The organism is Bacterioplanoides pacificum, assembly GCF_042648445.1.
In the GTDB taxonomy this organism is placed as follows: Bacteria; Pseudomonadota; Gammaproteobacteria; order Pseudomonadales; family Oceanobacteraceae; genus Bacterioplanoides; species Bacterioplanoides pacificum.
The window spans coordinates 64,980-85,101 of sequence record NZ_JBHRYB010000015.1; the positions used below are offsets into that span (position 1 = coordinate 64,980).

Annotated in this window: 16 protein-coding genes; 9 read left to right on the plus strand and 7 right to left on the minus strand. The window is 50.5% G+C overall.

Annotation, left to right across the window (positions count from 1 at the left end; genetic code table 11):
* Positions 1 to 6 precede the first annotated feature (6 nt).
* Positions 7 to 276 carry a 30S ribosomal protein S15 gene (gene rpsO, locus ACFOMG_RS15220; RefSeq protein WP_376867864.1) on the plus strand — a complete coding sequence of 90 codons (270 nt, stop codon included), beginning with the start codon at positions 7 to 9 and terminating at the stop codon, positions 274 to 276.
* Positions 277 to 572: 296 nt separating this feature from the next.
* Positions 573 to 2,675, plus strand: coding sequence for a polyribonucleotide nucleotidyltransferase (gene pnp, locus ACFOMG_RS15225; RefSeq protein ID WP_376867866.1), 2,103 nt, complete (start codon positions 573 to 575; stop codon positions 2,673 to 2,675).
* Positions 2,676 to 2,966: 291 nt separating this feature from the next.
* Here pnp and ACFOMG_RS15230 read toward each other — a convergent pair whose 3' ends face one another.
* The 6 genes from ACFOMG_RS15230 to ACFOMG_RS15255 all read right to left on the minus strand — a co-directional run bounded on the left by ACFOMG_RS15230 (position 2,967) and on the right by ACFOMG_RS15255 (position 8,409).
* Complete coding sequence (locus tag ACFOMG_RS15230) at positions 2,967 to 3,251, minus strand: hypothetical protein (RefSeq protein WP_376867868.1); 285 nt, start codon at positions 3,249 to 3,251, stop codon at positions 2,967 to 2,969.
* A 216-nt stretch (positions 3,252 to 3,467) separates the two neighbouring features.
* The gene (locus ACFOMG_RS15235) at positions 3,468 to 4,157 is read right to left on the minus strand and encodes a phosphatase PAP2 family protein (protein WP_376867869.1); all 690 of its coding nucleotides are present in this window, start codon (positions 4,155 to 4,157) and stop codon (positions 3,468 to 3,470) included.
* A gap of 29 nt (positions 4,158 to 4,186) precedes the next feature.
* The gene (locus tag ACFOMG_RS15240) at positions 4,187 to 4,645 is read right to left on the minus strand and encodes a YbaN family protein (RefSeq protein ID WP_376867871.1); all 459 of its coding nucleotides are present in this window, start codon (positions 4,643 to 4,645) and stop codon (positions 4,187 to 4,189) included.
* On the minus strand, positions 4,642 to 6,933 hold the full coding sequence (locus tag ACFOMG_RS15245) for a CCXG family PEP-CTERM protein (RefSeq protein WP_376867873.1): 2,292 nt from the start codon (positions 6,931 to 6,933) through the stop codon (positions 4,642 to 4,644). Before ACFOMG_RS15245 ends, ACFOMG_RS15240 begins: the two co-directional genes overlap by 4 nt.
* A 101-nt stretch (positions 6,934 to 7,034) precedes the next feature.
* Complete coding sequence (locus ACFOMG_RS15250) at positions 7,035 to 8,054, minus strand: GlxA family transcriptional regulator (protein ID WP_376867874.1); 1,020 nt, start codon at positions 8,052 to 8,054, stop codon at positions 7,035 to 7,037.
* Positions 8,055 to 8,214: 160 nt separating this feature from the next.
* Complete coding sequence (locus ACFOMG_RS15255; protein ID WP_376867876.1) at positions 8,215 to 8,409, minus strand: (2Fe-2S)-binding protein; 195 nt, start codon at positions 8,407 to 8,409, stop codon at positions 8,215 to 8,217.
* A 277-nt stretch (positions 8,410 to 8,686) separates the two neighbouring features.
* Between ACFOMG_RS15255 and prfB the strand changes: the two genes are divergently transcribed.
* The 3 genes from prfB (at position 8,687) to ung (ending at position 12,517) form a co-directional block, all read left to right on the plus strand.
* A protein-coding gene (gene prfB, locus ACFOMG_RS15260; protein ID WP_376867878.1) for a peptide chain release factor 2 occupies positions 8,687 to 9,782 on the plus strand; the annotation gives its coding sequence in 2 pieces (ribosomal slippage) (positions 8,687 to 8,758 and positions 8,760 to 9,782; 1,095 coding nt in all).
* 395 nt (positions 9,783 to 10,177) lie between these two features.
* Positions 10,178 to 11,716 (plus strand): lysine--tRNA ligase, encoded by a 1,539-nt coding sequence (gene lysS, locus ACFOMG_RS15265; protein WP_376867879.1) that lies wholly within the window; start codon positions 10,178 to 10,180, stop codon positions 11,714 to 11,716.
* A gap of 120 nt (positions 11,717 to 11,836) precedes the next feature.
* Positions 11,837 to 12,517 carry a uracil-DNA glycosylase gene (gene ung / locus ACFOMG_RS15270; RefSeq protein ID WP_376867881.1) on the plus strand — a complete coding sequence of 227 codons (681 nt, stop codon included), beginning with the start codon at positions 11,837 to 11,839 and terminating at the stop codon, positions 12,515 to 12,517.
* 228 nt (positions 12,518 to 12,745) lie between these two features.
* Here the strand turns inward: ung and ACFOMG_RS15275 are convergent, their stop codons facing one another.
* The gene (locus ACFOMG_RS15275) at positions 12,746 to 14,770 is read right to left on the minus strand and encodes a methyltransferase domain-containing protein (RefSeq protein ID WP_376867882.1); all 2,025 of its coding nucleotides are present in this window, start codon (positions 14,768 to 14,770) and stop codon (positions 12,746 to 12,748) included.
* Positions 14,771 to 15,061: 291 nt separating this feature from the next.
* Here ACFOMG_RS15275 and fliS point away from each other — a divergent pair, with 291 nt between their 5' ends.
* The 4 genes from fliS to ACFOMG_RS15295 all read left to right on the plus strand — a co-directional run bounded on the left by fliS (position 15,062) and on the right by ACFOMG_RS15295 (position 20,048).
* A complete protein-coding gene (fliS, locus tag ACFOMG_RS15280; RefSeq protein WP_376867884.1) occupies positions 15,062 to 15,520 on the plus strand; it encodes a flagellar export chaperone FliS in 459 nt (152 codons plus the stop codon).
* 263 nt (positions 15,521 to 15,783) lie between these two features.
* Positions 15,784 to 17,244, plus strand: a complete 1,461-nt coding sequence (locus ACFOMG_RS15285) for a sigma-54 dependent transcriptional regulator (protein ID WP_376867886.1) — start codon at positions 15,784 to 15,786, stop codon at positions 17,242 to 17,244.
* Positions 17,245 to 17,457: 213 nt separating this feature from the next.
* Positions 17,458 to 18,675: a sensor histidine kinase gene (locus ACFOMG_RS15290; protein ID WP_376867887.1), complete on the plus strand. Its 1,218-nt coding sequence runs from the start codon at positions 17,458 to 17,460 to the stop codon at positions 18,673 to 18,675.
* A gap of 17 nt (positions 18,676 to 18,692) precedes the next feature.
* Complete coding sequence (locus ACFOMG_RS15295) at positions 18,693 to 20,048, plus strand: sigma-54-dependent transcriptional regulator (RefSeq protein ID WP_376867889.1); 1,356 nt, start codon at positions 18,693 to 18,695, stop codon at positions 20,046 to 20,048.
* Positions 20,049 to 20,122 lie beyond the last annotated feature (74 nt).

The window sequence follows — 20,122 nt, forward strand, 5'->3', positions numbered from 1 at the left end:
ATACAGATGGCATTATCTGCTGAAACGAAAGCTGAGATTGTAAAAGAGTTCCAAACGGCTGAAGGCGACACCGGTTCCCCTGAAGTACAGGTAGCTCTGCTGACTCATAACATTAACGGTCTGCAAGGTCACTTCAAAGAGCACGGTAAAGATCACCACTCTCGTCGTGGTCTGATCCGTATGGTTAACCAGCGTCGTAAGCTGCTGGACTACCTGAAGGGCAAAGATGCTAACCGTTACTTAGAGCTGATCAAGCGTCTGGGTCTGCGTCGCTAAGATCTCACTTTACAACAAAAGCCCTCCGGGGCTTTTGTTGTTTTCATTATCAGCTACTATAGCTGTTCTCAGCACAATGCTTCTGTCTGAGACTCCATATTGTTCAGTTGCTGAGCTGTGGTGCCAACCCCATGAGATTCAGTTACCGCTGCGGTAACCCGGTTAATCTCTCATGGTGGTGCTTCTAACCATTCGCCTTTGCGGTCTGGCTGCTATATGCGGCTTGCGGGAGGGTTAATGCTTAGAAGCACCGGCAGTCAGAACTGGTGAACTATTGATTATTAAGGAAATTCTGAATGAGCACTAAACCAGTTGCTTTAACCAAAACATTTGAATTCGGCGGTCAGACCGTCACGTTAGAAACCGGCCGTATCGCTCGTCAGGCTGACGGTGCGGTATTGGCAACCATTGGTAAAACTCAGGTTCTGGCAACGGTCGTTGCGGCTAAAAGCACCAAACCTGGCCAGGACTTCTTCCCGCTGTCTGTTCACTACCAGGAAAAAATGTACGCCGCTGGCCGTATCCCGGGTGGTTACCTGAAGCGTGAAGGTCGTCCTTCTGAAAAAGAAACGCTGACCTCTCGTCTGATCGACCGTCCGATTCGTCCGCTGTTCGCTGACGGCTTTATGAACGAAGTTCAGGTGATTCCAACGGTTATCGCTTCTGAAAAAGACGTTGATCCGGACATTTGTGCCATGATCGCGGTATCGGCAGCTCTGACCGTTTCTGGTGTACCGTTTAACGGCCCGATTGGTGCAGCCCGTGTTGGTTTTACCGATGAAGACGGTTACCTGCTGAATCCGACCTACACCCAGCTGGAAGATTCGCTGCTGGACATGGTTGTTGCCGGTACAAAAGACGCGGTACTGATGGTTGAATCCGAAGCCGACGAGCTGACCGAAGACGAAATGCTGGGTGCGGTACTGTTTGCCCACAAATCGTTCCAGAGCGCCATCACTGCAATCAGCGAGTGGGCTGAAGAGCTGAAGGTTGAACGTTGGGACTGGACTGCAGAGCCACGTAATGAAGCGTTGTATGAAGCGGTTAAAGCGGAAGCGGCTGCCGGTATTGGCGAAGCGTACAGCATCTCAGACAAGATGGCGCGTTACGCCAAAATTGATGAAGTGAAAGCCGCTGCGGTTGAAAAACTGGCTGCCGGCGAAGGCGAAGAAGGCCCATCAGCGGACGAAGTTGCCGCTATGGTTGGTGAGCTGAAATACGAAGTGGTGCGTAACCGCGTCATTGAAGGTCAGCCACGTATTGATGGTCGTGATAACGAAACCGTGCGCCCACTGACGATTGAAACCGGTGTACTGGCGACGGCTCACGGTTCTGCACTGTTCACCCGTGGTGAAACTCAGGCGATTGTGGCAACCACGCTGGGTTCCGCCCGTGATGCACAAATGATCGACTTCCTGCACGGCACACAAACCGATCCGTTCCTGTTCCACTACAACTTCCCTCCGTTCTCGGTCGGTGAAGCTGGCCGTATGGGTTCACCGGGTCGTCGTGAAATTGGTCATGGTCGTCTGGCTCGTCGTGGTATTCAGGCGATGATGCCAGAGCATGATGAATTCCCGTACACCATCCGTGTGGTATCTGAGATCACCGAGTCCAACGGTTCTTCTTCGATGGCTTCCGTATGTGGTGCTTCTCTGGCGCTGATGGATGCGGGTGTTCCGGTTAAAGCACCGGTTGCCGGTATTGCAATGGGTCTGGTGAAAGAAGGCGAAAAATTCGCCGTATTAACCGATATTCTGGGTGATGAAGATCACCTGGGCGATATGGACTTTAAAGTAGCCGGTACCGATGAAGGTATCACGGCACTGCAGATGGATATCAAGATCGAAGGTATCACCGAAGAGATCATGGATATCGCTCTGGCACAGGCTAAGAAAGCCCGTTTCACCATTCTGGAGCAAATGAACGCGGTGATTGCTGAGCCACGTACTGAGCTGTCTGAAAACGCACCAACCATGAGCATGATGAAGATCGACTCTGACAAGATTCGTGACGTGATTGGTAAAGGCGGTGCGACTATCCGTGATATCACCGAAAAAACCGGTGCTTCTGTGGATATCGACGACAACGGCGAAATCAAGATTTTTGCCGCTGATAAAGCCGGTTCCGACGCGGCCAAGGCTATGATTGAAGCCATCACGGCAGAAATCGAAGTGGGTGTTACTTACGACGGTACCGTTAGCAAAATCGTTGATTTTGGTGCTTTCATTAACGTTCTGCCAGGCAAAGATGGCCTGCTGCACATCTCGCAAATCAGCGAAGAGCGTGTGGAAAACGTATCTGACCACCTGACCGAAGGTCAGAAAGTTAAGGTACACGTGATGGACGTGGATCCGAAAGGTCGTGTGAAGCTGACCATGAAGGGCGTTGAACAATAAGTTCAGGCCTGTTCTGAAAAACCGCCCCGGCTGTTAAAGCCCGGGCGGTTTTTTTATGACTGGTAAATGGCACCACTAAAAAGGTAAAAAAACTGACAGTTGGCGTTGAAAGTCTGATTCTTGCGGAGTAGTCTTAAGGCAAACAACAATAACAAATAACGCTTATGCCTAAATTACTGCTGATTCTGTTTTTTATTCTGGCTGCCTGGCTGGCGTATTGGGTCGGGTTCTCACAACCTGACAGTGTGGTAACGGAAGTTAATATTTCACTATTGCAGACGCCTCTGCCCGTCAGACCTGAATATCAATAAAACGGCCTTTACGGCTATCACCATCCAGTTGCTGTAACGTCATAAATTGTTGGCTTTCCCGGCTGAGCTGCTGTTGTTGCTGGCGCTGCTCGGCCAGCTGTTGCGCCTGAAATGCTGCATCACTGATGTCGGCCGGGACAAATTCACCATCACTGATACGGCGATTGCTCGGTTCGCGGACAATGTCGCGGGTTTTAGCAGCGCTGTGGGGATTCGTGAGGTCTGAGTTTGTTACCGGGCTGAGGGCAGGTGATTGAATATTCATAATGCTGGCCAGCGGGTTAAGGCTTTTACTATAGCAGCAGAATACCGTCAGGATAAAAAAACCCAGCCGCAGGCTGGGTAAATGTTGTGTTGTGATACACAAAGAGATCAGGATTCCTGAGGGAGTGATGGTCCGATGTCACGCCACTTCAGAACCCGGCGGCAGTTTGCCTGTTGGTTGCGATTGCTGCCAGGCCGTTTTGAGCCGCCGTGTGTGTTAATGTGCGCCAGCTTTTTCCGGTGGGCTGATGCGACTGTGGCCTAACAGCCAATAACCGAGAATACGGCAGGTGAAATACACCACAAAACCGGCAAACAGGGTATCGCTGAGGAAGTGGCCACCCTGAACGATGCGGCCGACACTGCTGATTACTCCCATGCTGATACCAAACCAGAACCAGCGCCGTGAACGAAACACCCAGCCCAGTGCAATAAAGAAAAAGCCCATGGCAGCATGGCCGCTGACGAATGACTTACAGCTTTTTTCGCAGCTGTCGGAAATCACAAACGCCGGGGTAAAACCGCTGTTACCGTTAAATTCCTGTACCTGGCGTGGCCGTGGCCGCTCAAAGCCTTCCTTGAATACGCCATGCACAATGATGCCGGGGCCAATCAGCAACACCAGAAACAGATATAACCAGGGTTTGCGGTGATCTTTGCAAATACCATGACGCCAGAAAGTCAGGCCCAGAATCACCAGCATCAATGGCAACAAAAAATGTGGCATATAGCGGAACAAGGCATAAACAGAGGCGCTGACCGGGTGATCTTTGAGTGGCCAGTTACGCAATTCAGTATCGAAAAACCAGCTGCTGACCGTTAAGTCGATTTGTGGCCAGCAGACGAAAACAGCGGCCAGAATTAACAGACTGAGCCAGTCAGCATGATGTTTCAGCAATGTGTTCATAACAACCCTAATAAACTAAAAACGAGAGCTTAACGATTAACCTCGTTATCGTCATCCCTGTTTGTCGCTGCCGGCAGCTGCAATGTTGGCTGGCGCAGGATATACAGGCTGACGCCACAGCCGATCAGCGGCAGCAGAATCTGCAGACTGGTGCGCGGGACCAGCAAAAATGCTGTGCTCAGCAACGTTGTCCACATCAGCAGCAGGGTAAATATTTTGGCCTTCAGTGGCAGGCCTTTACCATCAAGATAATAAATAACGTATTTACCCAGCCTGGGGTGGTTAATTAACCAATGGTAAAAGCGCGGGGAGGTGCGCAGGAAGCAGGCGGCTGACAATAACAAAAACGGCGTGGTGGGTAACAGCGGTAAAAAAATTCCGACGACGCCCAGTGCCACACTGAGCCAGCCGACAGCCAGAATCAGCAGCCGCAGGAGTGGCTGCCGGATAACCGTTGTGCTGGTGTCGGAAGGTCGTTTAGACGTCACTGTAACCGGATCTGATACTGATAGCTGAATTCAGGTGTCAGACTATCGAACTCAGGTCTAAAAGTCCCATCAAAACTCAGACGGAAAGCGCGTACAGCCGGATCGAATTCGCCATTAGGGATAATAACGGCGCCGCTGCCGTCCAGGTATTCGATGTTGGCTGTGGCGATATCCAGACCACTGGCACTGTTGCCAGTGCCATCGCTCAGGGTTAACGAACCCACTTTAAATTCGCTGCCATCATCAATCGTTTGCTGCAGAGAGGTGGAGTTCAGGTCGGTGCTGATAACACCGTTATTACGTGCCACCACCCGGTACTCAATGACGGCACCTGGAATGGCTTTAAAGTTATTGCTGTTGATCGGGTCACTGATAACGCTGCTGCTGCTGCTTAAGGTCACACTCTGACCTCCCTGGCAGTTGCTGAACTGGCTGGCGGGAATAATCTCAAAGCTGCTGGCGGCGGGCTGCTGCCAGAAGGCGGTATAGACATCACCCCCCACATTTTCCTGATGACGGAAGCGGAAGCGATAATAACCCCGGGCAAAACCATCCTCCAGAATAGTACCAGACGGCCTATTCACGGCCGCGTGGCCGCCATACCAGCTGGCGCGGTGGGCTGTGCCCTGCTGATCGAATAACGTCAGTTCCACCGCATCGTCACCGTCGACGGCGAAGCGATAATTGCCATCCTGTTGCAGATAAATAAAGCCGTCGAACAGCGTCAGATAACCTTCGTCATTACCAAAAGGGTTGTTGCTGCCATCCACATTTGGCAGTCGGGTATAGCCGTAGAGGTAGTCTGCTGTGGCGAAATTTTGTTCCAGTGTGTTCATTTCCGCGAAGCTGTTTGCCCAGCCATCGCTGTCCGGGTTGCTGCGGGTGTCAAAAAATCCGGTCAGCAGACCACTGCTCTGGCCACAGCCGGCAGTTAAACCGGAAGGCAGGATCAGCTGGAGAATTTCACGGTTGATACTGATGTTATTGTTGGTGGTATTGCTATCAAACTGATGGCCTGTAAGGGTGGCCGTTACGGTGCCCGATGCGGGAGAATCAGACCGGGCTTCAATATGTAAGCTGAGGTCGGGAAAGGCAGTGTTAGCAGGCACAACCGAAGCATAGCGACAATCAATATTACCCAGGCTGCCATTGCAGTTCCAGCCGTTACCGCTGTAGTTAGAAAGGCGTAAGTTTGTGGGTACTGACAGGGCCAGGCTGGTATTTGTTAATGTTGCTTTACTGCCGTTATTACGACTTTTTAATACAAGTTCGCGTGGACTGTTAACTACCCACATATCTGGTGCCTTGCTGTCGCTCAGGTTGTTGCCAAAGGGGATCAGCTGCAGTTCAGCCTCGCAGACTTCATGGTTACCAAAGGCGATGCTTGTTTCTACTGGACAGGCCGCTGAGCGGATATCAATATTACTGGTAGTGAATGTCTGCCAGCGGCCTCCGGGTTTTTTAAATTGTACTGTGATACCACCGTCACAGCAGTCTTCAAAACCCAGTACTTCGAGCTTGTGGTAGCCTGCTGTCAGGTCTATGCTGCCTTGCAGTACATCGCGGTTTGACCAGCTGTTATTCCACCACAGGTTTGTGTTCCACCGTTGATCTAAGCCGACACTGTCAATAAATAACCCACCGCCGCGGCCAAAGTCAGAGCCATAGCGAAATTCCCAGACTCCTGACTCGCCGGGCTTTACCTCAAAATAACTCTCAGAGCGGGCGCCGAAGTTGCTGCCTCCGGGGGGGAATTGGTTGGCATTACTGATTCCGTCGAAATTAGTGATAAATTTGCAGCCGTAGCCATTACGGCCATCTGTTGCTGATTCGAAGCGGGAAACGGCGGCAGAATAAGAGCGTGGGTTGGCTGCAGTATTTCGGGTATGAAAACGAATACCGGGATAAGTGAACACCGGTGGCACCTGTGCGCTGGGGCTGGCGTTACGGTTGCCATAATACAGGTATATTGTGCGGCTTCTGTCGCTGGTAGCGGAGGGTAAGCGTACCCAAAGCGTTGCGGTTTTATTCGCGGCATTCCAGTTATCGAGGTAAAAATCCAGCTCGGTTGCGTCGTCGCTGTCCAGTACTCGAAGGTCCCGGCCATCATTACTCCAGTTGTAACCAGGATAGAGGTTATCATCAATGGCGATAGGTACTTGGTATTCATTCGGTAGAGCTGCTGTCGCTGCGATGGTCACTGGCGTGCGAAATGGCCAATGACAATCCCAATAAGCGATGCTTGGAATGGAAAACAGAATCGATAAAAATAATACAACTACGCGCATTTTAGCCTCCCGAATGCTCGGGCTAGTGTACTGAATTCGTCACACTGCGCCTATTGTCTGAAACGCTCAAACGCCGTCCCTGATCAAGCTTTCATCAGATTTTACAATCTCCGGGCAAAACGACGGCGGTATTCGGTGGGTGTCAGGCCGGTTTTTTTACGGAACAGGCGGCGGAAGGAGCTGGCGTCTTCGTAGCCCACATCATTCATCACCACATCGACGGTACGTTCGGTTTCTTCCAGCAGCTTCTGAGCGGCTTCGATACGCAGGCTCTGGACATAGGTATTGGGTGGCATTTCCAACGCGGCATTAAAGCGCCGGATCAGGGTGCGTTTGGAGATACTGAAGCGTTCGGCCAGATCTTCTACGGTGAATTGTTCAGCGTAATGGTGTTCCAGCCAGGCCTGCGCCTCCCGGACCAGGTCGTCTTTGTGGGGTTTGGCCAGCCGCATCAGGGAATAAGACAGCTGGGTATCGCGGCGGTAATCGATGACAAAGGCTTTGGCGGTCTGCAGTGCCGCTTCGAAGCCAATCTGACGTTCGATGATATGCAGGCCAAGATCGAACCAGGCCAACCCGCCGCCGGCACAGTAGATGTTATCTGAGCGGGTAATCAGCTGGTCGGCTTTTAACTCAATTTGTGGGTAACGGTGCTGAAACTGCTCTTTAAAGCCCCAGTGGGTGGTGGCCGTTTTGTCATTCAGGATGCCGGCTTCAGCCAGCAGAAAGTTACCGGTGCAGTTGCCGGCGATGGTCCAGCCCTGTTCATTAGCGCGCTTAAGCAGGGCCTGTAATTCTGGTGTGTCATTTAACACGTCGTCAATCGGGCCGCCAATAGTGGGAATAATAATGGCATCGGCCTGGTCGATATCATCAAAACTCAGATGAGCGCCCAGCTGTAAGCCATTAATACAGTTAATCGGTTGGCCGTCTTTACTGGCGATGCGCACACTGAACGCACGCTTTGGCTCTGTGCCCTCAATTAAGTTCCAGGTGACTCCCGCGAGACCAAATAAATCGGTAACACCGGTAATGGCCGAGGCTAATGCTTTGTCATAACCGGCCACCACGATATTGAGTAACTGTGGATCGGTCTGGCTGTTGGCGCTATCTTGCAGCATACGGGTGTCACTATTCACAGGTTAAGTGGCCATATTGCCCGGGCTTGTTTGTCTTATCAAGCACTTATCAAGCTGAAAGTGACGGTTTTGGCCATAAAACGTATGTGGCAGAAACAAAAAAACCAGCACTGGGCTGGTTTTTTGGGGTTAGCGTCTCGCTTCAGCTGGCTTCGGCAAATTCACAAACCGGCATTTTGTTGATGTGCTCGCGAATCATTTGCTTGGCACTCTGGCCACAGCAGCCACAGTCGGTGCCAACGCCCATTTTCTGACGGATCTGCGCATAGCTGTCGCCTTGTTCGACGGCTTGTTGCAGTTGCTGTTCAGTGATGCCTTTGCATAAACACACGTACATAGATGCGGCCAGTCCTGATGAAAATCTGAATGAGAATGACTATGGATTGAACTTTAAGGGGAATGCGAAGAATTTGCAATAAGTTTGTATTCGCATTTGTAATCAGTTTCGTAAATGACAGCTTATTCGTATTGATACCCCTGGCTTATCTAGATTGAAACCGTGGTCGGTGAGACGGTCGCATCCTGGCCTCAGCTCAGGTAAAATGCCGCCTCTTTTGACCGCCGCTGTACAGCCAGGCGGTGACTCCACAACCAGACAGAAGTAGGGCCGAGCTTTGGAAATCAATCCGATCGTCGAACAGATTAAAGACCTGCAAGCGCGTACGGACGTGCTTAGGGGGTATCTTTGACTACGCTACCAAAACTGAGCGTTTAGAAGAGGTAGAACAGGAACTGGCACAACCGGATGTCTGGGATGATCCGGAACGTGCTCAGGAACTGGGTAAAGAACGCTCGTCACTGGAAGCCGTGGTTAAAACCATCGATACCCTCGATAACGGCCTGAATGACAGTCGTGATCTGCTGGATATGGCGGTTGAAGAAGACGACGAAGGTACGGTTGATGATGTTCGGGAAGAGCTGAACGCTCTGCAGGCTCAGTTAGAAACGCTGGAATTCCGCCGCATGTTCTCCGGCGAACTGGACGAAAACAACTGTTATGTTGAAATTCAGTCAGGTTCGGGCGGTACCGAAGCGCAGGACTGGGCCAACATGATGTTGCGTATGTACCTGCGCTGGATTGAGGCGCATGGTTTTAAAGGTGAGCTGATGGAAGTCTCCGAGGGTGAAGTCGCTGGTATTAAAGGCGCCACCATTCGGGTCGAAGGTGAATACGCTTACGGTTGGTTGCGCACTGAAACCGGTGTTCATCGTCTGGTGCGTAAATCACCATTCGATTCTGGTAACCGTCGTCATACGTCATTCTCTTCTGTCTTTGTGTCGCCGGAAGTGGATGACAATATTGATATCGAAATTAATCCGGCGGATTTGCGGATTGACGTATACCGTGCTTCCGGTGCGGGTGGTCAGCACGTTAACCGGACGGAATCGGCGGTACGTATTACTCACTTACCGACCAATATTGTGACTCAGTGTCAGAACGACCGTTCGCAGCACAAAAACAAAGATCAGGCGATGAAGCAGTTAAAGGCGAAGTTATACGAGCTGGAACTGCAAAAGCGCAGTGCGGAAGCGCAAGCGCTGGAAGACACTAAGTCTGATATCGGCTGGGGCAGCCAGATCCGTTCTTATGTACTGGATGACGCTCGTATTAAAGATTTACGCACCGGTATCGAAAACCGTAATACCCAGGCGGTACTGGACGGTGATTTAGATGCCTTTATCGAGGCAAGTTTAAAGCAGGGTCTTTAATCAAAGGTTGAACGCTGCGGCAAACGTAGCCTCGATAAAAACAGGTAAAGAGTTGAGGCAAGTTTAAAGCAGGGTCTTTAATCAAAGGTTGAACGCTGCGGCAAACGTAGCCTCGATAAAAACAGGTAAAGAGTTGAGGCAAGTTTAAAGCAGGGTCTTTGATTAAAGGCAGAACACTGTAGCAAACGTAGCTAATAAACAATAAGTACTTCAGAAGTTTTTTCAAAGCAGCAACAGGATGTTGCGTGCCCATCGCAGGCACAGGGATGGGCCTTACGATGGGTGCGAGTGAAAAAATCTTGTGAAGTGCTTGTGCAGTCTTCAATTGAAAATGAAATAAATCATTACCTGAAGGCTTAAAAGAATTCGGCACAGAACAGAATTTGGAATTCAATATGACAGATCAAAACACTCCTGCTCCTGAAGTTCAAAACGCAGAAGAAAATAAGTTAATTGCCGAGCGTCGTCAGAAGCTTGAGCAAATGCGTGAAAACTGCAAAGCCAATGGCCATCGCAATGATTTTAAGCGTGAAAATCTGGCGGCGGAGTTAAAAGCACAATACGGCGACAAGACTAAAGAAGAATTAGCCGAAGCCGGCATTAAAGTCTCGGTTGCCGGGCGTGTGATGGGCAAACGTGGTCCGTTTGTTGGTTTTCAGGACAGCACGTCCCGCTTGCAGGTTTACATGGGTAAACCACTGCAGAAAGAAAGTGACGCCTGGCAGAAGCTGGATATCGGCGACATCATTGGCGCCAGCGGTACACTGCAATTATCCGGGAAAGGTGAACTGTACGTTCAGATCGAAGAACTGAATGACTTTGTTATTCTGACCAAATCGTTGCGCCCGCTGCCGGATAAATTCCATGGCCTGGCGGATCAGGAAATGAAATACCGCCAGCGTTATGTCGATCTGATCATTAATGAAGAAACCCGCAACACCTTTATGATCCGCTCGAAGATCATTGAAACCATGCGTTTCTATCTGTCGCAGCGCGGTTATATCGAAGCAGAAACGCCAATGCTGCAAACCATCCCGGGTGGTGCAACGGCCAAGCCATTCGAAACCCACCACAATGCACTGGGTATTGATATGTTCCTGCGTATTGCGCCGGAGCTGTATCTGAAGCGTTTGGTTGTGGGTGGTTTCGATAAAGTGTTCGAAATTAACCGTAACTTCCGTAACGAAGGTCTGAGCACACGTCATAACCCAGAATTCACCATGATCGAATTCTATCAGGCGTATGCAACTTACCATGATCTGATGGACCTGACCGAAGATATGCTGCGTACTATTGCAGAAACGGTTTTGGGTACCACCACCATTAAATACGGTGAGTCTGAATACGACTTCGCTCAGCCATTCCAGCGTATGACTATGGTGGAAGCGGTGATGAAGTACAATCCGGAATTTGACGTCACTGTCTTTAATAACCCGGAAGAAAACTTCGAGCAGTTAAAAGCCTACGCCAAACAAGTGGGTGTGCCGGATTCTCCGAAGCAAGCGGCCTGGGGCCCAGGTAAATACATCTGTGAAATCTTCGAAGAAACCGCGGAAGAAAAGCTGGATCAGCCAACCTTTATTACCGAATACCCATGGGAAGTATCGCCATTGGCGCGTCGTAACGACGATAACCCATTTGTGACTGACCGTTTCGAATTCTTCGTCGGTGGCCGTGAATTGGCCAACGGCTTCTCGGAGCTGAATGACGCCGAAGATCAGGCAGCACGTTTCCGTAAGCAGGTGGAAGAAAAAGACGCAGGCGACGACGAAGCGATGCACTTCGACGACGACTATATCCGTGCGCTGGAGTACGGTATGCCACCAACAGCTGGTCAGGGAATTGGTATCGACCGTCTGGTGATGTTATTCACCAACAGTCATACCATTAAAGACGTGATTTTGTTCCCGCATATGAAGCCATTAGCGGACTGAATCTAATCCGGTTACCGGGGCCTCGTTAACGATTCAGTTGAACGGATCGCTGGGGTGAATATTATAAAAACAGGTGGCTTAAGCTGCCTGTTTTTTTATCCGACTTTTTTCAAGGAATTTATGATGGCCAAAGCGGGCGAACTTCATCCTTCCTGGCAGCAGGTGCTGGGCCACGAGCTGCAGCAACCCTATATGCATAATCTGCGTGAATTTCTGCGGGCGGAGAAGCAGGCGGGTAAAGAAATCTATCCTCCGGGTCCGTTAATCTTTAACGCCTTTAACCATACGCCGTTTGATCAGGTGCGGGTGGTGATTATTGGTCAGGATCCGTATCACGGCCCCGGCCAGGCAATGGGACTCAGTTTTTCTGTGCCGGATGGTGTGAAAGTTCCGCCGTCACTGGTGAATATCTATAAAGAGATTAATGCCGACCTGGGTATTCAGATGTCTGGTACAGGTGATCTGACACCCTGGGCGGATCAGGGCGTATTATTGCTCAATGCTATGTTAACGGTAGAAGCCAGCAAAGCAGGCTCTCACCAGAAGAAGGGTTGGGAAGAATTCACCGATGCAGCGATTAAAGCATTAAACGAACAACGCACGGGTCTGGTGTTTGTATTGTGGGGCAGTTACGCCCAGAAGAAAGGTGCGGTGATTGATCAGAATAAACACCTGGTGCTGAAGTCCGTTCACCCGTCGCCGCTGTCAGCGCATCGGGGGTTTTTTGGTCAGCGTCAGTTTTCGACCATTAATCAGTATTTAGTCAATCAGGGCCAGGCACCGATCAACTGGCAACTGTAGTGATACTTAAGTAACGTTCCTCTGTTGTATCCGCCCTGAATTTTTCAGCCGCCGCGCCGAAGGGCCATCCATGGCCCTGCCGCGCTACCGCAGCATCCTGCTGCTGCTTTGGAAAAACACAGCACGGCTTCAACATTAAGTGAGTTTTATGATGTTGCTACCGGCCTCGTTCCCACGCTCTGCGTGGTAATGAGACGTAAGTTTGTTTTAGCTTCTTAGGCGTTAGTATCACAACGGCTTACGCACATAAAATTGATACATCGCGGCAAATAAGCCAGGTTTCTGTTGCTCAACCTGATGCCACTCAGCCAGTGTCAGCTGATGCCCGGCTTTGTTAAACCGTTGGCGAGCCAGCTGTTCGGAATCACCTTGCGGAATCATACCGATAAACTCCAGCCCGTTATCATTCAGCAGTTGCTGAACTTCCAGGCAAGTAAAGGTGTGCTCCTGCTGGTGGAATAATAAATCGCGACAGGCACTGAGGCTGTAAAAATCTGCCGACTGGAACAGCTCCTGCCAGTCTCCGGCTAAAGACCCTTGCAATAATGCTTCACGCACCAGGCGCATATCATCTGCGCTGACCGGTAATTGTTCCCCCAGTTGCTGACGTAACTGTTTGATGGCTTTCCGTGCGGCGCTGCTGTACAAGGCAATTTTAATTAATCCACCCGGTTTTAGTTGCCGTTTAATAGCGGCCAAACCGGCTGACGGGGATTGCATGTGGTGTAATACACCGGAGCACTCGATAACATCGAACTGCTGACCAATGCGTTCGCTGAGTAATAAATCCCCCTGCAAAAACTGAATATTATTAACCCGGTATTCATCCGCTTTTATTTTGGCGTACGCCAGTGCACTGTGGCTGAGGTCGATGGCGGTGACGTTCATATTATAAAAATAACGCGCCAGACGCAGGGCGTGTCGCCCGGTGCCACAGCCTGCCACCAGAACGCTGGCCGGTGAGGCCAGTTGATAGCCCTGTAATGCCTGGGGAAATAATCGCACCAATGCTTGTTGATAGCTGCTTGGCTGACTGTAGCCGATATCCGTCCAGCGAGGGTAAGGGTTGTTATTGTATTGCTCGGCCACCCGGGCAGAAATACTATTCTGACTGTTGCCAAAGCTGGCCAGTAATTGCTGCTGCCGTTGCATTCGTTGTTGTTGCAATAACGCGGTTTCAACCAGCCTGCCAAAATCAACCGGCCAGGCCAGTGCCTGGGCATCCAGTTGTGTTGCGATAATGCTGTGTTGAGGGGGCTGATACATAAACAACAACAGTAATACCGGATACAGGTCCTGATTGCTGATATCTGCCAGGCGTGTCATACGACTGGCCAGCTGGCTGAGCTGGTCGAGCAGTTTGTGTTCCTGTTCGGTCTGATACCAGACGGATTCATTCAGCCAGGTTTGCCAGGCCAGTGCAGTGGCCAGAGGAATCAGCTCTGAGGCAATGGATAAACGCGAGCTGCTGGAAATGAAAATACTCTGACGCAAAGTAATCAGCAGTTTTTCCATGAGCGGATCGCAGAAGTAAAACTTTTCCAGGCAGGTCAGCAATAACGTATCGCTCGCCAGCGATTCAAGTTGCAGTGGGCAGCCGGATTCCGATAACTGAAATTTGTGTTTTAACAGGCTGGTCGCTAATGGCCGCAGCTGGGAATAATCAACGTCGCTGAAATCAAAGTAGCGCAGCAGGTCCTGTTCCAGCTCTTCGGAATAAAAATCGGCACTCAGTTGTTCTGCGGCATTAAATAATCCGGCACGGATCTGCGGGTCGTCACTCTGGGTTTTAACCAGTTCGCGGTAATACTGAAACGCTAATAAATAGTCGGCCTTTAGCAGGGCGATGCGAGCCAGGTAGTTGGCTGCTTTTGTTGCCACCCGGGAGATGCGGTAAGCCTGGCTGAAATAGTCTTCTGCCTGATCGAGATTATTTTCTGCCAGGGCTACCAGGCCGCCACTGTACAACAGGTTAATGCTGTCGGGCTTTTTACCCAGACCCAGATTAATCCACTCCCAGGCTTTGCTGTAATTCTCCTGCAGCAGGGCAATGCGACTCAGCAGGTTGATACCCGGCAGATAGTCCGGACGTTGTTGCCAGGCCATATTGGCCAGCTGGTCAGCATCCCTGAGCAGGCGGGGATCGTGGTGGCCACTGGCCTCCTGATAAAACTTATTTGCCAGCTGGTACAGGTGCTGGTGTTGACCGGCATCCTGCGGATGGTTGTCGAGATTAAGCTGTGCCGTTGCCATGGTCGTGCCCCTGTGTCGCGAATCTGCGGCAGGCTGCCGGATGAATGGAATATGCTGTCTGAAATAGGGTTAGCACAGCCCGTGCCAACTATTAAGTTGTTGATTTTAAAGGTTTTTTGTTTTCGAATTGATGCTACCAGGGGCAAAGCCAGGTTGTTGCAGAGGCGGTCATTTGCCGCTGTTGCCGCTGCTGAGTGGTAAAAGTCCTTTTTTACTTACAAATCCGCTAAAGAAATCTGGTGTGGTGCCGTCATACTGAAAAGTGAGGCGAATTTTTCAGGAGACATACTCATGTACAACTCAGGTGCGAAGCAGTATCAGCAGGTAAACCGAACCTCTGAAGTACTGGATGCAGACCCCCACCGCTTGATTCAGTTATTGATGGAAGCCGCGCTGACCCGTATGTCTCAGGCGAAAGGCGCTATTGACCGCAAGGAGATGGATACCAAAGCCAATCTGCTAGGCCGGGTGATGGAAATCATTCAGACATTACAGGATAGTCTGGATCATTCTCAGGGTGGTGATATCGCCGATAATTTTGAACGCTTATACGACTATATGAACCGCCGCCTGCTGGAAGCCAGCCGTCTTAACGATGTCGATATGATTGATGAAGTGATGGGGCTGATGCTGGAAGTGAAACAGGGGTGGGATGGTATTCGCCAGGAATACCTGCAATCAACTCAATCTCACAGCAGCGTTTCTCAGGCAGACTCAGAATCCCGGCTGGCCAGCCAGATAACTGTCTGATTCTTGTTAAATTCTCTCCCTGAAGGCGCTAAGTGGCTAATTTAACGGGAAATTCACACTATAGTGCCCTGTCTTCTGACGACAGATTCAGATATAAAGTGACACGTTTGTAAAATTTTACGACTCAAAAATAATAACGTCAGAAGATTGACTTGGCGGGAGTTCAGTACTTAACTGCTGTAACGTAAGTCAAACAACTGACGCCATAACATTCAGATTTTTAATGCCTCAGAGTCAGGTTGGGAAGAAAAGGGCTGGTCGCCATGTGGAGAGAAATAAAAGTTCTGTTGATCGATGACGATGAGCAACGACGTCATGATCTGAAGGTTATTCTCGATTTCCTCGGAGAGGAGGCCATCCTGGCTGGCCCGGCCGATTGGCGCCGGGAAGTTGACGACAAAATTGAGGATAGCACCGAAATCAGCGCGGTGTTACTGGGTGACAGTCACAGCATTCCCAGTGCAGACGTTATTGAAGCACTGCTGACCTGGGATAAAGGCATTCCGATTTTATCGCTGGGCAGTGCTGTTCTGGCTGAAGCCCTGCCGGAAAATATCCGTCGTGCCGTGCTGGCTGCGGTGGAAATGCCACCCAGCTACAACAAGTTGCTCGATAGTCTGCACCGCTGTCAGGTGTACCGTGAACAGTACACGCATAACCGCAGCCGGGGTGAGCGTCGAGAGGTTCAGTTGTTCCGCAGCCTGGTCGGTACCAGTCGCCAGATTCAGCATGTTCGTGAACTGATTATGCAGGTGGCCGATAAAGATGTCAGCGTGATGATTCAGGGAGAGTCCGGCACCGGTAAAGAAGTGGTTGCCCGTAATCTGCATTACCATTCCCATCGCCGTAATAAGCCGTTTGTACCGGTTAACTGTGGCGCTATCCCGGCCGAATTACTCGAAAGTGAACTGTTTGGCCATGAGAAAGGCGCGTTTACCGGGGCGATTAACAGTCGCCCGGGACGCTTTGAAATGGCCGAAGGGGGGACGCTGTTTCTCGATGAAATCGGCGATATGCCTCTGAATATGCAGGTAAAAATTCTGCGGGTGCTGCAGGAACATACGTTTGAGCGGGTCGGCAGTAACAAAACCCTGAATGCCAATGTGCGTATTGTTGCCGCAACTCATAAAAACCTGGAAAGCATGATTGAAGAAGGTACTTTCCGGGAAGATTTGTATTATCGCCTGAATGTTTTCCCCATCGACATGCCATCATTACGGGAACGGGTTGAGGATTTACCTTTACTGCTGAATGAGTTGGTGTCGCGCCTGGAAAATGAAAAGCGTGGCTCCATTCGTTTTAATTCCGCCGCCATTATGTCGTTATGTCGTCATGACTGGCACGGTAATGTTCGTGAGCTGGCAAACCTGGTAGAACGATTGGCGATTCTGCATCCCTATGGTGTGGTGGGTGTTAACGAACTGCCGAAAAAATTCCGCCATGTTGATGACACCGATGAAAACTTTAGCATGCCGGTGGTCGCCGATGTTACGCAAACCGAAAGCGGGTTGGCAGGTATCGATTCACCAGCTTTGTTACCGGTTAACGGACTGGATTTACGTGAATATTTATCCGATCTTGAATGTTCTCTGATTCAGCAGGCACTGGACGATGCCAATGGTGTTGTGGCGCGGGCGGCAGAAAAACTGAATATTCGCCGTACTACGCTGGTCGAAAAAATGCGTAAATACAATATTTCCAGAAAAGAAAAAGATACCGCCTGAAGCTTCTTTCAGGACTTATCCGGGCGCTGAAAACCTTCGTAATCTTACCATTGCGAAGGTTTTTTTATGTCTTGAAGCCGGAGAGTTAATACAGAACGACATTTTATTGCCGTGATTCTCTGAGAATGGTGTTGAAAACCCGGCACACTAATTGCTCAACGTCCTTACTGATTATTTTTGTGTCGAATAACCGACAATCCGTAAGGAGTAGTTATGGCGAATGCCGCTTTGCGTCAGGACAATGACATCGTTGCGCTGAACGAGCCACAGCTGGGCCGGGCTGAACTGAAACAGGCGTTTAACCTGTTTAACGAAATGTCGCAGCAGCTGACCGATTCCTACGCCTTTCTGGAAAATAAAGTTGAGCAACTCAGTGGCGAGTTGGCCAGTGTGTCAGCCCAACGGATGCATGAGCTGGCGGAAAAAGAACAGCTGGCCGACCGGCTGGAAAGCTTATTAACCATGCTGCCGGCCGGAGTGCTGGTGCTGGATGAAAATGGGTTTGTGCGCCAGACCAATCCGGCCGCTGACGATTTATTATTATCCGCCAGTGCGTCCCCCACCTTATTAGGACAACGCTGGGTACATCTGATCCAGCGCTGTTTTAAACCTCAGAGTGACGATGGTCATGAAATCTCACTGGTTGATGGTCGTAAGGTTAATCTGCGCACGGCGGCAATGGCGAACAACTACGGCCAGTTGATTCTGCTGACGGATATGACTGAAACCCGGGCGTTACAGTCTCAGCTGAGTCAGCATGAACGTTTATCAGCGATGGGGAAAATGGTGGCTTCTCTCGCACATCAGATTCGTACCCCGCTGGCTGCCGCCACCTTGTATGCCGGTCACCTGGCGACTGACTCTCTTAACGATGATACCCGTAGCCGCTTTGCCGGAAAATTGCAGGAGCGTCTGCGTCACCTGGAAAACCAGGTACGCGACATGCTGATTTTTGCCCGTGGAGAAGCCCCGCTGAATGATGCCATCAGCCTGACGGAATTAATTACCGGGCTGGAAGGGGCGATGGAAATTGCTGTGCAGCAGTATCAGGCGCGCTGCCAGATCGACAATCAGCTGGGTGAGCTGCAGCTGGTATGTAATAAAGATGCGTTAATCAGCAGTTTGATGAACCTGGTGAACAATGCACTGGAATCCGGTGAATATCCGATTGAACTGATCATTCGCTTCCGCTGTGATCAGGGGCAGTTACAGATTCAGGTGATGGATAACGGCCCGGGTCTGAATGAAGAACAGATGCGACAAATGATGGAGCCGTTTTATACCACCAAAAGTAATGGCACCGGCCTTGGGCTGGCTGTGGTTCAGGCGGTTGTGCGGGCCCATCAGGGTGAATTTCAGTTATCCGGCAGTGAGCTGGGTGGTGTATCGGCCGGGCTGACGTTGCCGATTATCCGACAACAACAGGCCTGACGGCAGAGGAGAAAAATATGCGTATTTTAGTGGTAGAAGATGATCCGCGGCTGCGTGAGGCTATTGTTGACACTCTGATGATTAAAGGTCATGAGGTATTAGAGGCACCAAACGGTATTGAGGGTATGGCTATGGTGCAGGCGCAGAGTCTCGATCTGGTGTTATCGGATATCAATATGCCGGGAATGGATGGCCTGGAGTTGCTGGATAGCGTTAAGCAGGCACATCCCTGGTTGCCCATGGTATTGATGACAGCCTACGGCGATGTGGGGCAGGCAGTGAAAGCCATGCAGCGTGGCGCGAATGATTATCTGATGAAGCCGTTTGAACTGGCCGAGCTGGATGCGTTATTAAAACCGTTTAATCACAGTGCGGACAGCGGTAATGATTCTGAACCGGTATGTGAGGCGGTGGCTTCACAGCAGTTATTTCAGCTGGCACAGCGCGTCGCTCAAACGGACTCTACGGTATTAATCAGTGGTGAAAGTGGTACCGGTAAAGAAGTACTGGCGCGTTATATTCATCAGCAATCGGAACGGAAAAACCAGCCGTTTGTAGCGATTAACTGTGCCGCCATTCCGGAGAATATGCTGGAAGCTATGTTGTTCGGTTATGAAAAAGGTGCCTTCACCGGGGCCTATAATGCGATGCCGGGAAAATTCGAGCAGGCGGATGGTGGCACCTTATTGCTGGATGAAATTACCGAAATGGACATGGGTCTGCAGGCAAAATTATTGCGCGTATTGCAGGAACGTCAGGTTGAGCGCTTGGGTGGGAAAAAGGTCATCGATCTGGATGTGCGTATTATCGCAACCACTAACCGTGAACTGGCAGACTATGTGGCGGACGGTAATTTCCGGGAAGACTTATATTACCGCCTCAGTGTGTTCCCTCTGCAATGGTTGCCTCTGCGTGAACGGCGTGACGATATTCTGCCTCTAGCAATGCGGCTGTTAGCCCATCATGCACAAAAAATGAAGCGTCCGGTACCACAACTGCTGCCCGAAGCTGAGCAGAAGTTGTTATCTCATCCGTGGCCCGGGAATGTCCGTGAACTGGACAACACGATGCAACGGGCGCTGATTATTCAGACCGGCCCGCAACTGCAGGCCAATGATTTTATTCTGACACCTGTGCCTAAAAACCGTCAGCTCGATAATGTCTCAACCACCGAAATGATGACGCTGGATGAGGGGCAGCTTGGCAGCGACCTGAAAAACCGCGAAGTTGAGTTGATTGTTCGTGCCCTGAAAGAAGAACCAAGTCGTAAAGAAGCCGCCGACCGGCTGGGGATCAGCCCACGGACACTGCGTTATAAGGTTGCGCGGCTGCGCGATGAGGGTATTGATGTTGAGACTATGGTGCTGGCCTGAAAAAGGCCGGCAATAAAAATCTGATTTTTGGCAAGCTGTTTGCAATCAACGAATAAGAGTTAAAAAAATGACGT